Origin of the sequence: Mesorhizobium sp. CA8 (genome assembly GCF_020164955.1) — a bacterium.
Taxonomy (GTDB): domain Bacteria; phylum Pseudomonadota; class Alphaproteobacteria; order Rhizobiales; family Rhizobiaceae; genus Mesorhizobium.
Genome location: NZ_JAIUHG010000030.1, coordinates 1 through 15,443, shown reverse-complemented (window position 1 = coordinate 15,443; position 15,443 = coordinate 1). Strand labels below are relative to the sequence as shown.

15 protein-coding genes are annotated in these 15,443 nt (G+C 60.6%); 7 read left to right on the top strand and 8 right to left on the bottom strand.

Annotated elements, in window-relative coordinates; translation table 11 throughout:
* Positions 1-156: 156 nt before the first annotated feature.
* Positions 157-297 carry a hypothetical protein gene (locus LB553_RS25840; protein WP_224517412.1) on the top strand — a complete coding sequence of 47 codons (141 nt, stop codon included), beginning with the start codon at positions 157-159 and terminating at the stop codon, positions 295-297.
* A gap of 277 nt (positions 298-574) precedes the next feature.
* On the opposite strand, the gene LB553_RS25835 is transcribed toward LB553_RS25840, so the two are convergent.
* From LB553_RS25835 to LB553_RS25820, 4 genes are all read right to left on the bottom strand, one after another.
* The gene (locus LB553_RS25835) at positions 575-1,273 is read right to left on the bottom strand and encodes an ABC transporter ATP-binding protein (RefSeq protein ID WP_224517410.1); all 699 of its coding nucleotides are present in this window, start codon (positions 1,271-1,273) and stop codon (positions 575-577) included.
* Positions 1,270-3,111, bottom strand: a complete 1,842-nt coding sequence (locus tag LB553_RS25830) for an ABC transporter permease subunit (protein ID WP_224517408.1) — start codon at positions 3,109-3,111, stop codon at positions 1,270-1,272. The genes LB553_RS25835 and LB553_RS25830 overlap by 4 nt, the downstream gene beginning before the upstream one ends.
* Before the next feature lie 13 nt (positions 3,112-3,124).
* Positions 3,125-4,000, bottom strand: a complete 876-nt coding sequence (locus LB553_RS25825; protein ID WP_224517406.1) for a branched-chain amino acid ABC transporter permease — start codon at positions 3,998-4,000, stop codon at positions 3,125-3,127.
* Between the two features lie 174 nt (positions 4,001-4,174).
* Positions 4,175-5,530: a substrate-binding protein gene (locus tag LB553_RS25820; RefSeq protein WP_224517405.1), complete on the bottom strand. Its 1,356-nt coding sequence runs from the start codon at positions 5,528-5,530 to the stop codon at positions 4,175-4,177.
* Between the two features lie 213 nt (positions 5,531-5,743).
* Between LB553_RS25820 and LB553_RS25815 the strand changes: the two genes are divergently transcribed.
* From LB553_RS25815 to LB553_RS25795, 5 genes are all read left to right on the top strand, one after another.
* Complete coding sequence (locus tag LB553_RS25815) at positions 5,744-6,481, top strand: Crp/Fnr family transcriptional regulator (protein ID WP_224517402.1); 738 nt, start codon at positions 5,744-5,746, stop codon at positions 6,479-6,481.
* A 293-nt stretch (positions 6,482-6,774) separates the two neighbouring features.
* Positions 6,775-7,161, top strand: coding sequence for a cupin domain-containing protein (locus tag LB553_RS25810; protein WP_224517401.1), 387 nt, complete (start codon positions 6,775-6,777; stop codon positions 7,159-7,161).
* A 123-nt stretch (positions 7,162-7,284) separates the two neighbouring features.
* On the top strand, positions 7,285-7,809 hold the full coding sequence (locus LB553_RS25805) for a TetR/AcrR family transcriptional regulator (RefSeq protein WP_224517399.1): 525 nt from the start codon (positions 7,285-7,287) through the stop codon (positions 7,807-7,809).
* Between the two features lie 88 nt (positions 7,810-7,897).
* Entirely contained in the window at positions 7,898-8,167 is a 270-nt protein-coding gene (locus LB553_RS25800; protein ID WP_224517397.1) for a hypothetical protein, read from the top strand.
* 96 nt (positions 8,168-8,263) lie between these two features.
* Positions 8,264-8,899, top strand: a complete 636-nt coding sequence (locus tag LB553_RS25795; RefSeq protein ID WP_224517521.1) for a DsbA family protein — start codon at positions 8,264-8,266, stop codon at positions 8,897-8,899.
* Positions 8,900-9,045: 146 nt separating this feature from the next.
* On the opposite strand, the gene LB553_RS25790 is transcribed toward LB553_RS25795, so the two are convergent.
* Positions 9,046-11,586 (bottom strand): membrane-bound PQQ-dependent dehydrogenase, glucose/quinate/shikimate family, encoded by a 2,541-nt coding sequence (locus tag LB553_RS25790; RefSeq protein WP_224517395.1) that lies wholly within the window; start codon positions 11,584-11,586, stop codon positions 9,046-9,048.
* A gap of 284 nt (positions 11,587-11,870) precedes the next feature.
* Positions 11,871-12,290: a BA14K family protein gene (locus LB553_RS30855; protein WP_411962229.1), complete on the bottom strand. Its 420-nt coding sequence runs from the start codon at positions 12,288-12,290 to the stop codon at positions 11,871-11,873.
* 488 nt (positions 12,291-12,778) lie between these two features.
* Here LB553_RS30855 and LB553_RS25780 point away from each other — a divergent pair, with 488 nt between their 5' ends.
* The gene (locus LB553_RS25780) at positions 12,779-13,462 is read left to right on the top strand and encodes a DUF4396 domain-containing protein (RefSeq protein WP_224517393.1); all 684 of its coding nucleotides are present in this window, start codon (positions 12,779-12,781) and stop codon (positions 13,460-13,462) included.
* A gap of 898 nt (positions 13,463-14,360) precedes the next feature.
* On the opposite strand, the gene cyoD is transcribed toward LB553_RS25780, so the two are convergent.
* Together cyoD and cyoC are read right to left on the bottom strand one after the other, a co-directional pair.
* The gene (cyoD, locus tag LB553_RS25775) at positions 14,361-14,771 is read right to left on the bottom strand and encodes a cytochrome o ubiquinol oxidase subunit IV (RefSeq protein ID WP_224517391.1); all 411 of its coding nucleotides are present in this window, start codon (positions 14,769-14,771) and stop codon (positions 14,361-14,363) included.
* Positions 14,771-15,436, bottom strand: coding sequence for a cytochrome o ubiquinol oxidase subunit III (gene cyoC, locus LB553_RS25770; RefSeq protein ID WP_224517519.1), 666 nt, complete (start codon positions 15,434-15,436; stop codon positions 14,771-14,773). Before cyoC ends, cyoD begins: the two co-directional genes overlap by 1 nt.
* Positions 15,437-15,443 lie beyond the last annotated feature (7 nt).

Below are 15,443 nucleotides of genomic sequence, written 5' to 3'. Positions count from 1 at the left end.
GATGACCCACCAGGTGTGTTCGAGGAAGTGCGACCGCGCGGGCACTTCCTTGCGGCCCGGCACCCGTTGGGGTGGTGCCGGGTCGCCCACGACAGGCGCGGGATCTTGCCACCCATAGATTTGAAATCGATGTCCTTCGGAGAGATGTAAACGAACATGCGCGAACTGGAAGAATATGAGCAGATAGGCTTGATGGGTTACCCGGCCGACGGGGACTACATTGCCGTCGTGGGCGACAGGATTGGCCAGAATTGGTTGCTCGGGGTGCGTTATGCGGAATTGATGGTGCAACCATAGAAGATCAGGCGGCGGCATTACCGAAATACCATCCGAACGGCCGGCTCGTGGTGGCTACTGTCCGAGGCAGCCGTCTCGTCGACATTCGGGACTATTGAATGGAATTACAGCAGGAAGGAGAATTTCCGCTCTCATCGGATCGGTCCAGGCCTGTGGATAGACAGCTGGCCTGCTTCTCCAAAGAACACCACGGCAAAAGCTCGGGCCTGGTTGGGAAACTCGCGTTACGCGACCTGCGAGCGAATTGGTTTTCCGCTACTTGCGCGGACAGCTCCCATCAAACCCCGAGGTAGCGTTGCAGGAGTTCGGGCCTGGCCTTGACCTCGGCTGCCGTCCATTCCTGGGCGATGTGCCCGTTGTTGATGATATAAACGCGCTGTGCAAGCGCCAGCGTTGCGGCAAGATTCTGTTCCACCAGGACCATGGTCCGCCCGGCCTCGGCAAGTTCGCGACAAGCTTTGACGAGATCCTGGACGATCACCGGCGCAAGCCCTTCGAACGGCTCGTCGAGCAGTATGATCTTGGGGTCACGTACGAGCGCGCGGGCAATCGCCAGCATCTGCTGTTCGCCGCCGGAGAGGTCAGTCCCGCGGCTGGCGCGCCGCTCTTTCAGACGCGGAAACATCTCGTAAATTCTCTCGAGGGGCCACCTGTTCTCGGCTGTCAGGCCGGCGAGGATCAGGTTCTCCTCAACATTCAGGCTGCCGAAAATGCGCCGCTCCTCGTGCACCAGCTGCATACCGATCCGGGCGATGCTGTGCGCCTTTTTGCCCGCCAGTTCCTCGCCGCCGAGCTTGAGGCTGCCTGAACGCGGCGCGACGATACCCATCAGACTCTTGAGGGTCGTGGACTTTCCGGCGCCGTTGCGGCCGAGAAGCGCGACAACCTCGTTCTTCTCCACGCGTAGCGATACGTCGAACAGAATATGGCTGTCCCCGTAGTAGCTATTCAGTCCTTTGACTTCGAGAAGGCTCATGCCATCTCTCCGTGGACGCCGCCGAGATAGGCTTCCTGAACCTGGGGATTGAACTTAATCTCTTGGGGCGTGCCATGAACGAGCACGCGGCCCTCTTGCAGAACAGTGACCGTTTCGACCAGTTCGAACAGGGAATCTACGTCATGATCGATGATGATCATCGTGCGACCGCGCGCGATCGACTTCAACAGGGCCACCGTCTCGATGCGTTCGCTCGGGCTCATGCCGGCAAGCGGCTCGTCCAGCAACAGCAGGCTCGGCGAGGTCGCGAGCGCTAGCCCGATCTCCAGCCGCCGCTTCTCGCCATAGGCGAGATCCGAAACCGGCGTGTCCAGGCGGTGCATCAGGTTCACCAGAGCCAGCGTGCGCTCCACCTGCTCGGCAAGGCCAGGGATTTTGTGGATGTTGCGGAAAAGGTCCAGTCTGAATTTGCCTCGGATTTCGCCGAGTGCAGCAATCGTGAGGTTTTGACCGACGGTCAGCCGATCGAAGAGCTGGTTGATCTGATAGCTTTTGGTCAGTCCGAGTTGGCAGACGTCCGTCACGCTCATGCCGGTAATGTCACGATCCTCGAACATGATCTTGCCCGAGCTTGGCGGGACCTCACAGGTAAGCATCTTGAAGAACGTGCTTTTACCGGCGCCGTTGGGACCGATGATACCGCGGATTTCCCCATGATTGACCGTGAAATCGATATCGCTATTGGCCATCAGACCACCGTAGCGCTTGCTCAAACCCGTAGCCCGAAGGATAGGGCTGGAAGCGCTGTGCGTCGGACGGGGTGGCGGCAGCAACGCCTCGGTGGCAACCGGCGTGATCACCGGGGCGGCCATCGGCTTCTCGGCCGGTTCCGTCGCGTTCCTTGCGCCTTTAGCCATGCGGTAGAGATCCGCAATGGCGCCGACGATGCCGCGCCTCAGAAAAACGACAAGCAGCACGAACACGATGCCGAGAACCAGCTTCCATGTCGCGCCCAGGTGTAGTGTGTTCTGGAAGAAATCGCTGAGGAAAAGCCACACCGTCGCGCCGATCAGCGGCCCGAACAACGACCCGGCTCCGCCTATTGCAGTTTGCATGACGAGTTGGCCTGAAGTGTCGAACATGAAAGCGTCCGGCGGCATGAATCCCTGCATCACGCCAAGCAGTCCGCCGGCAAAGCCGGCGTAGATCGCGGCTGCCACGAAGGCAGTGTGCTTATAGGCGTGGATGTTGTGGCCGAGTGCCGCCGCACGCAGCGGATTGTCGCGGATGGCAGAAAGGATCGCCCCAACCGGCGAACGCACGATGCGAAGCGCTACCACCAGGCCGACGAAATACCAGAACGCCAGGAAAACGTACATGGCCCTGTCGGAATGGAACGTCAGCGTGGTGAACCCAAGAAATACACTCGGCGTCGGCACGCCCGGCAGGCCATTCTCGCCTCCGGTGTAGCGAGACAGCGGGTTGAATTCGACGAAAAAGAAAACTTCCGAAATCGCCACAGTGATCATGGCGAAATAGATGCCTGTCCGCCTGAGCGCGACAAGCCCAACAAGGTAGCCGGCCAGGCCGGCGACGATGGCGCCTAAGATGATTGCGCCCATGACGTAAGGAAAGTCCAGTTCGGTCAACAGATAGGCAGCGAACATGCCGCCGGTACCGAAGAAGGCGGACTGACCGAAGGAAAGCAGGCCAGTGTAGCCGAAAAGGATGTCGAATCCGAGCCCGAACAGCCCCCAGATCAGGATGCGATTGATGGTTGTCGGTGCGAAGCCGAGGTGCGGCAGGATGAAGGGTGCGGCGATCAACGCGATCGCTGTCAGCACCTCGACGACGAGAAAGGGATGCTTCTGGTTCATCAGCGGACCGCGTTCACTCGCGCCCTGCCGCGCCAAGCAGTCCGTAAGGACGCCATACCAGCACGACGGTCATCGCCACGAAAAGCATGACATACGCATAGCCAGGGTTGAACATCGAGGTGATGGAGATGATCTCGCCGGCGATGATGCCGCCCAGCACCGCACCCGGGAACGATCCGACACCGCCGATGACGACGACGACGAAGGTCTGTACCAGGATTGCCTCGCCAACGTCCGGCGCGATCGACACCACCGGCGCATTGACGATGCCGGCGAAGCCAGCCGCCATGGCGCCAATGCCGAACACCAGCATGAACACCTTGTAGACGTCGATCCCCAGCGATCCGACCATGACGGAGTCCTCTATGCCGGCACGCACGATCATGCCGAGGCGGGTGCGGTAGAGGACGAGATAGAGCGCCAGCAGCGCCACCGTGACAATGCCGAGCGAGGCGAGGCGATAGGTCGGATAAACCATGAAACCGAGATTGGTGATGCCCTGGAACAGCGCCGGCGGCGGCACCGTCTTCGACAGGCTGCCGAAGAAGAAGCGTACCGTCTCGACGAAGACGATGCCGAGACCGAAGGTAACCAGGATCTGATCCTCCTGCGGACGCGAGTAGAAATAGCGAATGATCAGCCTCTCCATCAGCACGCCGACCAGCATGACGAAAAGCGAGCCGGCGATCAGCGCGACGATGAAAGAGCCTGTGTAGTCATAGGCCACCCAGCCGGCATATCCGCCGAGCATGAACATCGCACCATGCGCCAGGTTCAGGACGCCGAGGGTGCCGTAGATGATCGTCAGGCCGGACGAAATCAGCGCCAGCAGCCCGCCAAGCACCAGACCGTTGAAGCATTGCGATAGGAAATTAGCCCAATTGATCACGCTGCCGCCCGAAGTGAGGTTGACGAATTGCCTGTCGCATCGCCGACTGCCCCGCGACTGTCGCTCGGCCAGAGCTCAGTGCGCGAACACATTGCTTCGCGTACTTTTGAGCTGGCCGTGACGCAGCGACGATCCTTGTTGGCGCCGGCGATGCGAAGAGGATTGTCGTGAGCGTCAGGTGTAGTCACCGAGTTGGCAGCCAAACGCATCCGGCTTCTGCATCAACCCTTCGCCAGGCACGATCTCCACGACATCCCAGAAGTCTTCCGCGTTCTTCATGTCCTTGGCAGCCTTGCCGCGGACGATGACGACGGGACGGATGAGCTGGTGGTCCTCGGCTCGGAATTTGACGTCTCCGACCATCGAGGGGAAAGTCTCGCCCTTTTCATACTGCTTGATGACGTCCGGCGGATAGAAAGTGCCGGCTTCAGAAACCATCCGCGCCCAGATGGCGAATTGCATGTAGGCGTTCTCCGCACCCCATTCGGGCCGGTAATCGTACTTCTTCTGGAAGGCATCGACGAAGGCTTTCGCAAGCGGATATTTGTCCTCCATCGTCCACCAGAAGTCCGTGGCGGCGAAGACCCCCTCGGTCAGGTCCGGGCCGACTTCTTTTGCCAGAAACGGAATTTGGTAGGGGATCACCATCTTCATGGTTGGCGTCAGGCCGAACTGCTTTGCCTGCTGCACCGAAAGCACGGCATCGCGGCCCCAGTTGACGTTGACGATGAACTCAGCGCCGGAATTGGCGATGTTGGTGAGATACTGGCTGAAGTCCTGCGTTCCGAGCGGGGAAATCTGGTTGGTGACCATTTCCCAGCCGCCTTGGGAGGTAAGATAGTCATTGACCGACTTGGTGACCGTGTGGCCGTAGGTGTAGTCGGGCGTCATGAATGCCGCCTTCTTGCCTTTGCCGAAGTTCTTGACCAGCACCGGGCCGATCGCATTGGCGCAGGTCTCTCCATAGACGCACTGGCGGAACGAATAGCGAGCGCAGTCCTTCCCGGTGGTGTCGTTGGAGCCGGAGATTGCCACCAGATATAGGATCTTCTCGCGCTGGGCGAACTTATTGAGTGCAACCGCCACTGCGGAAGAGGTAGATCCCGTCATGGCGATTATCTTGTTGTCGTTGATGAAGGTCTGCTGCGACTGCACAGCATTGTTGGGTTTGGCGGCCGAGTCGGCAACGACCAGGGCCACTTTCTTGCCGAGCACGCCTTTGTCGATCTTCGGCGCGATCTGCTTGAGCAGGTCATTCCCCTCGTTGATGTGTTCGACGGCCAGTTGCATGCCCTTGAGCTCGTCCTCGCCCTGGACGGCATAGGCGCCGGTGCGCGGCACGGTAGCACCGATATAGACCGTATCGCCTTGCGATCCAGCCGGCCATGTGCCCAGCGCCGGCTGGTCGCTGGCGGCAGAGGCCGGGCTGATGAGCGGCGAAGGCAGCATCATGCTGCCCGCGAGGCCAGCACCGGCGTGCAGCAAAGTGCGGCGAGACAGGCCGGCTCGGTTGTCATCGTTGAATGGCATCGAATTTTCCTCCCTAGGCTGAAAGCCCTGGGGCTTCGTTGTTGCCCCAATTCATCCGACCAACAGGAAAAACAAGTCGGATGGCACAAGCCATTCGCAGCCGCGTGGACCGCTCGGTCAATGCAACTTTCGTTGGATGATTTCGATTAATGATTTAGATTAACAAGTCGCCGCATGATGCGGTGGGCAAGGACCTTCGACATCGGACGCTGCATGCTGCTGAACGGTCATGCGATCAAGACCAGACTGACCCGCGTCATGAAACTGAACGCGGCCGACGTCGCAGCGCTTGAAGCGATTTTCGAACGCGACGTTTGTGTCAAGAAACGGCAAGAACTCGTCATCCAAGGTTCCCCGTTTCGGAGCCTGTGCTTTGTCCATGGTGGCTACGCCATACGCTACAGGCTGCTCCGGAGCGGCAAGCGCCAAATTCTCAAGCTCATCCTGCCCGGTGACGTGATCGGCTTTCCGGTGAGCTTTTTCGATCAGTCCACCTATGCCGTCGAGGCGCTGACGGATCTGACCTATACCGTGTGTGGGCTCGATTGCTACACCCGTCTCTGCTACGAACAGCCACAATTTGGCTTGGTGCTCAGCTGGCTGGCAGCACAAGAGGCAGCGAGCTATGCAGAGCACATCGTCAGCCTCGGCAGGCGCACACCGATAGAGCGGTTGGCTCACCTTTTGCTTGAGGTTCATGCGCGCCTTTTCGAGGTGGGTCTGGCGCAGGAGACGAGTTTTGATCTGCCCTTCTCCCAGCAAGTCATGGCGGACGCCCTCGGGCTGAGCGTACCGCATCTCAACCGCGTCATGCAGCAGCTGCGAGCCGAACAGCTGATCAGCAGCAACGCGCGGCTGATTGTGTTGAGCGACTCCGCGGGACTGGAAAGACTGGCGCAGTACCAGCCGATCAATCCTGCCCCGATCCCTCTGCTTGAAGGGAACTGCTAACGGCAGACGGCCGTCCTTGTGGGTATGGGTCTGGCCTGGATCGGATCGTCAGATGATCTTGGTAATCACACGGCTCCCTGCGCTCGGCACCATTTTGCATGTTTCCAGATGCTGATAGAGGCATGAGCCATCAAATGGCTCGTGATCGGCGGAGCTTCCGTCGAATTTGATACGGGTGCCTCAATTCATTGGCGCTTAGGCGCGCTGCGCCGCCTCAGCAGTTTCGCTTGACTCAACCGGTCGCGCATATTAGACCAATCAGTCTAGACTGAGTGGTCTAATGGAGGAACGCCATGAAAGTTGCAAAAGATGACGTCGAAGTGCGTCTTCAGCTTCCGGGAGCAGTCATAAGGCAGCGCCTGGGTTTCGGCAGCGCCGCCGGTTACGATCGGATCAGCGCCGAGCATTTCTCTCTCTCGAAGGGCGTCGACACGACGGCGCTGTTCGAAGGCCTCGACAACGACTGCTGCCAGTGCCCGCACTGGGGCTATGTGCTGGAGGGCGAGATCACCACGACGAATGCTGAGGGGCGGCAGGAGACGGTGCGCAAGGACGACCTCTTTTACTGGCCTCCCGGACATAATGTGCGCGTCCAGGAGGATGCCGCCATTATCATGTTCAGCCCACAGCACGAGCACAGCCATGTAATCGATCACATGATCGAAAAGACCCAACGGTAGCGCGGGCGATTGCGGAATTGGCAATCAGTTCTCGTTGGGTGTAATGGTCGCGCCATCCCGGCGCGATCATTTTGACAAGCGATGCACACGACGAAACAACGGCTGATTGGCGAAGGCCTGCCCATGCTGCTCAGGCAGGGATACAACAATCTCGGCCTGCAGGCGCTGCTCGATTCCGCAGGCGTGCCGAAAGGGTCGTTCTATCACCACTTCTCCGACAAGGAGGACTTCGCCGTCCAGGTGATCGACACCTACATCGCCGACGTTCACGCCACGCTTGATGCTTGCATTGCCGATGTTGCATTGCCGCCGCTGGAGCGCATTCGCTCCTTCTTCCGGCAGGTGGAGCAGAGCTATCGGCAGGAAGGCTATCTGGGCTGCCTCATGGGCGGGCTCGGACAGGAGCTCTCAGGCATCAGTGACGTCTTCAGGGAGAAGATTGAATGGTGCTTCTCCTCGATTGCACAAAGGCTCCAGCTCTGCCTCGATGCGGCCAAGGAAGAGGGCGCCATCGCGCCCGACGTCGACACAGCAAGGATGGCGGATCTCCTGGTGGATTGCTGGGAGGGGGCCGCGCTTCGCAGCCGCCTAAGGAAAAGCCCCGAGCCACTTGCAGCAATGCTGGATTTTTACTTGCGCTCGGTTTGATATTCATTTGGGAGCTGTGCGAACCGGCCGCTACGTTGGCTCATCTGCCGTAACGATTTCTTAAAGCGGATCCATGGGCAGAGCACGTGTGCCCACCAAGAATGTCGACGCACTTTTCGGCCGCAGCTCCGCAGATCGGCGCTGTGAGTTTGGTTTTCACGTTCGCCGCGACCGGACGAGCCGGGCGTCGCAAAGGGGTGAAATCGACGCAGAGCAAGTCGCCGCAAAAAACGAGGAGATGTCGAAAAATCGCAGTGAAGAGGTCAAATCCAAGACGGCTTCCGTCGCAGCACAATGGTCCTCATACCCGCAGGACAAACTGGAGAGTCCAGTGAAGCCAGACACTTCCCAGGTCTGAGATGGCGTGACGCACACTGCCATGGCAGACCGCGAGCCGCCGGGGCAGCGACCGGTCATTGATTTCCTATTTCACCGATCCGCTGTGTCGCCGTAGCTGGGCTCAAGGGCCCAGCTACGGCGACTGCGTTACGGGTTTCGGGGCAAGGTAGCCTTGCGGCTGCGGATGGGCGGCATGATTGGCATCCATCGGCCGATCCAGATGGCGCCGCTATGGGTCCAGGCCAGCGCGGTGACCGGAATGCCCGTCGAGCCGATGATCTGGGCAAACGACCCGCCCGCCTCTTCATGGCCTGCTTGCCTTGCGGTCAACGCCGCGGGGCTGCAGTCGCCCGCCGCCGGCGATCTTTATCTCCGTCAGGTCCGGCGAGCACTGATGCTCGAAGGGCGCAATGTTGCGCGCAACGAAGTGCTGGTCGAACTTGCCGGTGAGCTTGCCAAAGCTCGCCCCGACTTCGATAGCGCCCGCTTCGTGGATGAATTACCGGTCCCGAAGCGAAGGCGGCACTTCAACAAGATGGGCGTGAAGCCAGATTCGCGGCGTGGGGCGGTTTCTCTGCCTCTGCTTGTGCCGCCCTCATACAAATCCGGTTTGGATTGTTGGCTGGCTGCCCTGGCAGGCGCTGCTGGAACGAGTGCGCGACTACGCGCCCGAACTCGGTCCGGAGCGGATGCCACCTGGCCGCGAGGCCTATGCATCCTGTTGGGGCGGGGTTGTCGAGCGAGAGGTTGAAGTGGCTTTCGGTGGATCGCACGATGAAACCTCGCTCAACGGCGGGATCGTCAGGCTCCGGCTAGTCCGCGCCCGCAGATGCATCCCGGCCGACCGCGGAGCCTGGACGCCGCTCGGGGGCGCGCCTTAGCCTGAAACTGCAGCAGTCAACGAGGCAGCGCGTAGGCAATGATCGAATCGCCTGCCTTTGTGCCAGTCGACCCATGACCGCCGGCCACCACCACCAGATACTGCCGGCCATCCGCAGCTTGATACGTGGACGGCGTAGCCTGCCCGCCCGCCGGCAGACGATCGCGCCAAATTTCGCGGCCTGTGCGAAGATCATAGCCTCGGACGTAGTTGTCCATCGTGCCGCTGAGGAAGGCGACACCGCCCGCGGTGACAATGGGGCCGCCAATGCCTGGGACTCCCATCTTGAACGGCAGCGGGACAGGAGAAAGGTCGCGAACGGTGCCGTTGACATGGCGGTATACCGTCTTGCCCGTTCTTAAATCCACGCCAGCGACGTACCCCCAGGGTGGCCGCTGGCACGGCAGATCGAGAAAGGAGTAAAACGGGCCCATCTTGGCGGCGAATGGAGCGCCGAAGTTTTCATTGAACACCGGCGCGCCCTTTTTGCTGACAACGCGGGTTGTGGCGTCTGGCCTGGGCAGCAGTTGCGAGGTGAAAGCCAGATAGACCGGCATGGCGAAGGCAATGTCGTGTTGTGGATCGACGGCAAGAGCGCCCCAGTTGAAGACGCCGAAGTTGCCCGGATAGACGATGCTGCCCCGGAGCGAAGGCGGGGTGAACGCACCGTCGTATCGGAGTTGATGGAAGCGAATGCGGCAGTAAAGCTGGTCTATGGGGGTGGCGCCCCACATGTCTGCTCCGGTAAGTGGTTTTGGCCTGAACGACACCGCGGAGTGTGGCTGCGTTGGCGATGTGTGGTCCCCGCCGACAGCGCCCTGCGGCGCAGGCTCTTCCTTGACCGGCAAAACGGGTTCGCCGGTAAGGCGGTTCAGGACGAACACCTCTCCCTGCTTGGTGGGAGCCACCAGGGCCGGGACCTCTCGCCCGTTGATCGTCAGATCAACCAGACTCGGCTGAGCTGGCACGTCGTAGTCCCATAGGTCGTGATGAACGGTCTGGAAGACCCACGCCACCTGTCCCGTGTCGGCATGCAGCGCCAGGATCGAGGACGAAAACCGCTCGCTATTCGGTCCGCGGTTGGCGCCGAACTGATCGGGCGACTCGTTCCCCATTGGAAAATAGATCAGCCCGAGCTTGGGGTCATAACTGGCGACACTCCACGAGTTGGGAGCATTGTGGGAATAGGTCTGGCCGTTGGGAATTGGAGCGGTCGCATCCGGGTTTTTGCTGTCGAAATTCCAAACCAGTGCCCCCGTATAGGCGTTGAAGGCCCTGATCACGCCTGATGGCGACGTCGTCGCAACATTGTCGTTGACTGCTCCGGCGACGACGATCAGGTTCCCAGCGACAACTGGAGGAGACGTCGAATAAAACGAGCCGGGCGTGACGTTGGGCATGTTGGCCCATAGGTTTACCGTGCCGTCCGCACCGCCGAAACCGGGACAAAGCTTGCCGGAGTCGGCGCTGATCGAGATCAGTCGGCCATCCGACGTGGGGACGAAAAGTCGCCTGGTACATTCGGCGCTCAGGGTCACGTGCGCTGGAGCCTGCTCGCGGTCGACCACCGGATTGGGAGCTCCAGCTTGCGCGTGCCCGGTCACCACATTCTGCGGTACGCCAGCGGCCTGGGTCGTCACTTCGTCGACGCTCTGCTGGAGATCGGCGGCAGCCTTGGCGCCGGCCGCGGCCGAGTCAGGCGCGAGGGAGACTTCCGGCGGCAGGCCGGCCGGTGTGACCTCCTGGTAGGCCACGCCTCGGCAGGTCATATGCTGGGTGGTGTCCCGAGGCGGCTGCTTGAGCTTGGGGTCGAACCGCCATTTCTCTTTGCCTGTCTCGGGATCGAGGGCTATCACCGTGCTGAACGGAGTGCAAATGTAGACCGTGCCGTTGACCATAAGCGGAGTGACCTCATAGGTCGTTTCCTGGGGATCGTTCTGGTCACGTATCTGTCCGGTCTTGTAGGTCCACGCGACTTTTAGCTTGTCGACGTTCGCCGGCGTGATTTGAGCGAGCGGCGAGAAGCGCTGGCCCATCGAGGTGCGGCCATAGGCGACCCATTGCCCGGGCGGAATTCCCTCGTCCGTTGCCGCCGCCGCCGCCGCCATGCGCTCCTGATTGAATGTGCCAGAAACGTCGTCTGGATCCTGAAACATCGAATAGACGCCTACAGCTGCCGCCAACACGATGACTGCGGCGAGCGCTGCATTGTTGGCGTCAAACCCGGCCGTGATCCGATAGGGCGCGTTGAAGCCATTTATGATGGCCGGCAGGAGTACGAGGATACCGAGAACCAGCAGCATCCCGCCCCGCGGTGCTAGCGCCCACCAGTTGAAGCCAACTTCCCATAAGGCCCAACACAGCGTGGCCAGGATCGCCACCGCGTAAAGGCCCGCTCCAGCCGGTCTGCGCATCGCGATCAACACCCCGGACGCGGCGAGCATCGCGCCCAGCACAACATAAAACCAGCTACCGCCCAGGGCAGCCAACCAGAGGCCTCCGAGGACAAGGACAGCGCCTGTCAATATGATGATTGCCGAAAGCACAAGCCGATACATCGGGCAGCCTCCTGTTGGAAATGATTGATCGGCCCCGATCCGCGGCGGGGCGAAGGGCAATGTGCGCCAGGCTAGCCGGCGAACTTGCTGCTATGGGCGCGTATCAAGGGCGTGCGGGGTCTCTCCGCCCGATCCGCCCGCGGAAGACCCGGCGCCCCCAAGCACGACAAAGCCGGCGATCAGGACGACGACCACAATCAGGGCAATTGCTATTCCGCGAGTCACGTTCGGCTCCACACCTGCTTGGCCTGAGGTCCACCAGCTGATCTTGGCGGTCTACAAGCCTATTCATAAGGGGATCGGCACTGCCGGCGAGGGCCGTGGTAGGGCCGGAATGTATTGTCCGATGCTCGGTAAGATCGGTAGTGGTCATAGCACCATTGGACGTGCCGGCTGGATACGGGGCCATGCTGGTTGAGGGCGCCGCCGACAATGGCGCCCAAGGCGAATGCCGCTGGTGGAAACCACCATCCACTATATCGGCGATAACCCGGCCGATAATGCCGGTAGCCTCTGTGGCCGTGCCAGTATGCATGGTTCCGTCGCAGTATGAAGCGATGGCTATGGTGGTACCGCGCCTGCGTCACATAAGAAGGGACCGGCGCGCTCGAGATAACGGCCGGCGCAGCGACAGCTGAACCGACGGGTTGTGCCAGAAGCAGGCACACGACAAGGCCGCCGATGATTGTAGAACGAGTTAACATGAGTTCCTCCCGATACCGCTCTATAAGGGGCGAACCAGAGAGGATTGCGTTTGTTCCGTTCGACCGCTCAAGTTTATTTGACCATTTTTCCTCTGGCCCCGATCATGCTGTGGAAGCGGTCGCATCCCTTCATTGTCGAAATTCCGCCCCAGGGTTGCGCTGCTATATGGTTGGGCAGTGCCGTTGCGGCCTGCTTTCGATGCAGTGCAACGACAGCTCGAGAGTGACACTCTCTGGAACAAATCCGGCCGCTATCTTTAGGCGCTTGGCTCCCAAACGCGTGAGCACTCGTCAACGAAACGGCCCGGCCGCTACGACGCATCTGCTGTTCAGCCGGCTGCACCGTGACACGAGATCCCCGGCCTGGTGGGCGATTGATTGCCGACGCGAGGGCTGGGGTTATGCGGTCGCAAGCCGGATTCGGCTTGGACCTCCACCTGAATTGGGCTTGCGAAAGGTCCGGAACGACCTGGTACCCATCTGGCTGTGTGCTTTCGCTGGTCAGCGGCGTTCTGGTGGCAGGCTGGATTGGGTGGGATGAGACGCGCCGCCCGCAACCAATGTGGATCATGAACATCGTCTGGCCCGTCGCCGCGCTTTTCGGAACGGTGCTGTTGTTGTGGGGCTACTTGAAATTCGGAAGATCTGCTGCCGGCAGCGCGACCAAGTCTCGGCGGAGCACGCCCGACACACCCTTCTCTGTGATGGTCGGCAAGGGCGCGCTGCATTGTGGGGCCGGTTGCACCTTGGGTGACATCGTGGCGGAATCGCTCGCAACGTTTTTTCCCGGCGTGGCGCTCTGGTTCGGATGGCGCAATTTGTTTGACGAGAAGATGTTCGCTGTCTGGATCTTGGACTACATGCTCGCCTTCCTCCTCGGCGTCGCCTTTCAATATTTCACCATCAGGCCGATGCGGGGTCTCTCGGTGAGGGATGGCCTGATTGAGGCGCTGAAGGCCGACGCGCTGTCGCTGACGGCATGGCAAGTCGGCATGTACGGTTTCATGGCATTCGCCCAGTTCGGAGTCTTTCGGCCGGTTCTCGGCTTCTCGCTGGCAGCTGACTCGGTCGAGTTCTGGTTCATGATGCAATTCGCCATGATCGCTGGTTTCTTGACCAGCTATCCCGTAAACTGGTGGCTGCTCAAGGCCGGCATCAAGGAAAAGATGTAGGCGCGGGCCGGTAAACCGCGAGCAGCCCTCGACTTGCTGGCCAGCTTCCTGTTCAAAGCGGACGTGCCAGTAGCGAGCGCCTCGACCTGGTCGTGGGTGACATAGATGGTGGTGGCGCTGAGGCGCTGGCAGAGTTGCATGGGCGCTATCGCTTGGCCCGTCAATTCTGCGTGTTCGGCGGTTACCGGCCTACATCCCTACATCGCATGACCTAAGTTCCGTATGGGAACGGTCACCGATCATTCCCGGCCGGACGCAGTGCTTTCACGACCTTTTGCGCTCGACGAATACTGTTCAGGGCGGGGCTCCGCTTTGGCCGAAAGCGCAGTGGGATCCATGAATCGCAGCTGCAAGGAGCGTGTTCTGAAGCGGGAACGTTCGCGTCCGCACAGCCCGATAAGAATTACAATGGAGTGCTGGCAACATGTCTCAGGATCAATATCTCAATGAACGGTTGGAGTGCCCCCCGCTGCCTGAAAATCAGGCTGCGGATCCCAAAAGCTGTGTCCCTAAGCACTCCGATCGTCTGCAGTGACTGCGGAGAATATCTTGGAACGTGGGAGGAGTTGCAGGATGACTTCGAAAGGCAGGGCGGTTGTCGCGGTGCCTTTCGAATAGAATGGGGGCGGTTCAAGAAGGTCTGCTGAACTGCAAATGCGAGACTAATCGCTAGTGCCCGATCCCCGGTCGAATTTACCCGCACGGAGGGGCAATAGCTGTGCTGGTCGCAATCAGTGGGCGGTGAAGCCGCAGGATTGAACCGTTTGGCCTGGGCTCTCTGTGCCATTACGGTTCGGCCAGGATGCGGAGCGACCGCGCCGGAAGCCTGGGCAGATGAAGCTTTGGGTCGACCTTAATGCTGCGCAGCTTGCTCTTCGCCGACCTTGATCACTTTCAGCTAAGGCATCGTTGCTGCCTGATGGGCCGTCATGGCGGCCATGTTCATGTTCAGGTGGCCCATGATCCAGATTGAACCCAAAACCACCAGCGCCACGATCAGGACGCCGAAGGCGAGGGCCAGCACATTGTTGGTATTGTCGGGGCCTGTGGTGAGGTGCAGGAAGAAGACGAGGTGCACGCCCATCTGCGCGATGGCGAGCACCGTCAGGGCTGAGATCACCGCCGGCTGGTAGATCAGGTCGGTTTGCGCGGCGAGGAAGGACGCGACGGTCAACAGGATCGCCAGGCCGAAGCCGAGCAGGTAACCGGTAAGGCCGCCCGCGAGCTCATGTTCCTCGATGCGCTCTTCACCCGGTGCCACGTCGCGATGATCGAGCGGCTGGTCGTTGCGAGTGTCCGTTTCGCTCATCACGATGCTCCCAGCAGGTAGACCAGCGTGAAGATGGCGACCCAGATGATGTCTAGCGCGTGCCAGAAAAGGCTGAAGCAATGCACCCGGCGCAAGATCTCCGGCCGGAACCCCTTCACCCAAAGCTGAGCCATCATTGTGCCGAGCCACAGCAGGCCGAGCGCGACATGGGTGCCGTGGCAGCCGACAAGGGCGAAGAAGGCGGAGAGGAAGGCGCTGCGCGACGGGCCGGCCTGCTCGTTCACCATCGTTGCGAACTCCTGCACTTCCAGGAACAGGAAGGCCGCGCCGAAGAAGCCGGTGATAAGCAGCCAGAATTGAGCGGCGGCCATCGACCGGCGACGAGTCGCCAACATTGCCAGGCCACCGGTGAAGCTCGACGTGAGCAGCAGACCCGTCTGCGCCGCGACGCGCGTGAGGTCGAACAGGTCCTTGCCTGTCGGTCCGTCGGCCGTCGCCTTGGAGAGGACAGCGTAAGCCGCAAAGAAAGCCGAGAACATGATGATGTCGGACAGGAGAAAGATCCAGAATCCGTAGGCCACGGTGACGAACTTCGAAGCCGGGCCGCCCCCGCCGTGCCCGGTCGCCGAGAACAGGCCAAGCCCGTGGCTGCGGCCCAGCCGATACGGATCGCGCGGTGCGCTGCCAGCCGTGATGTCGCTCATGCCGGAC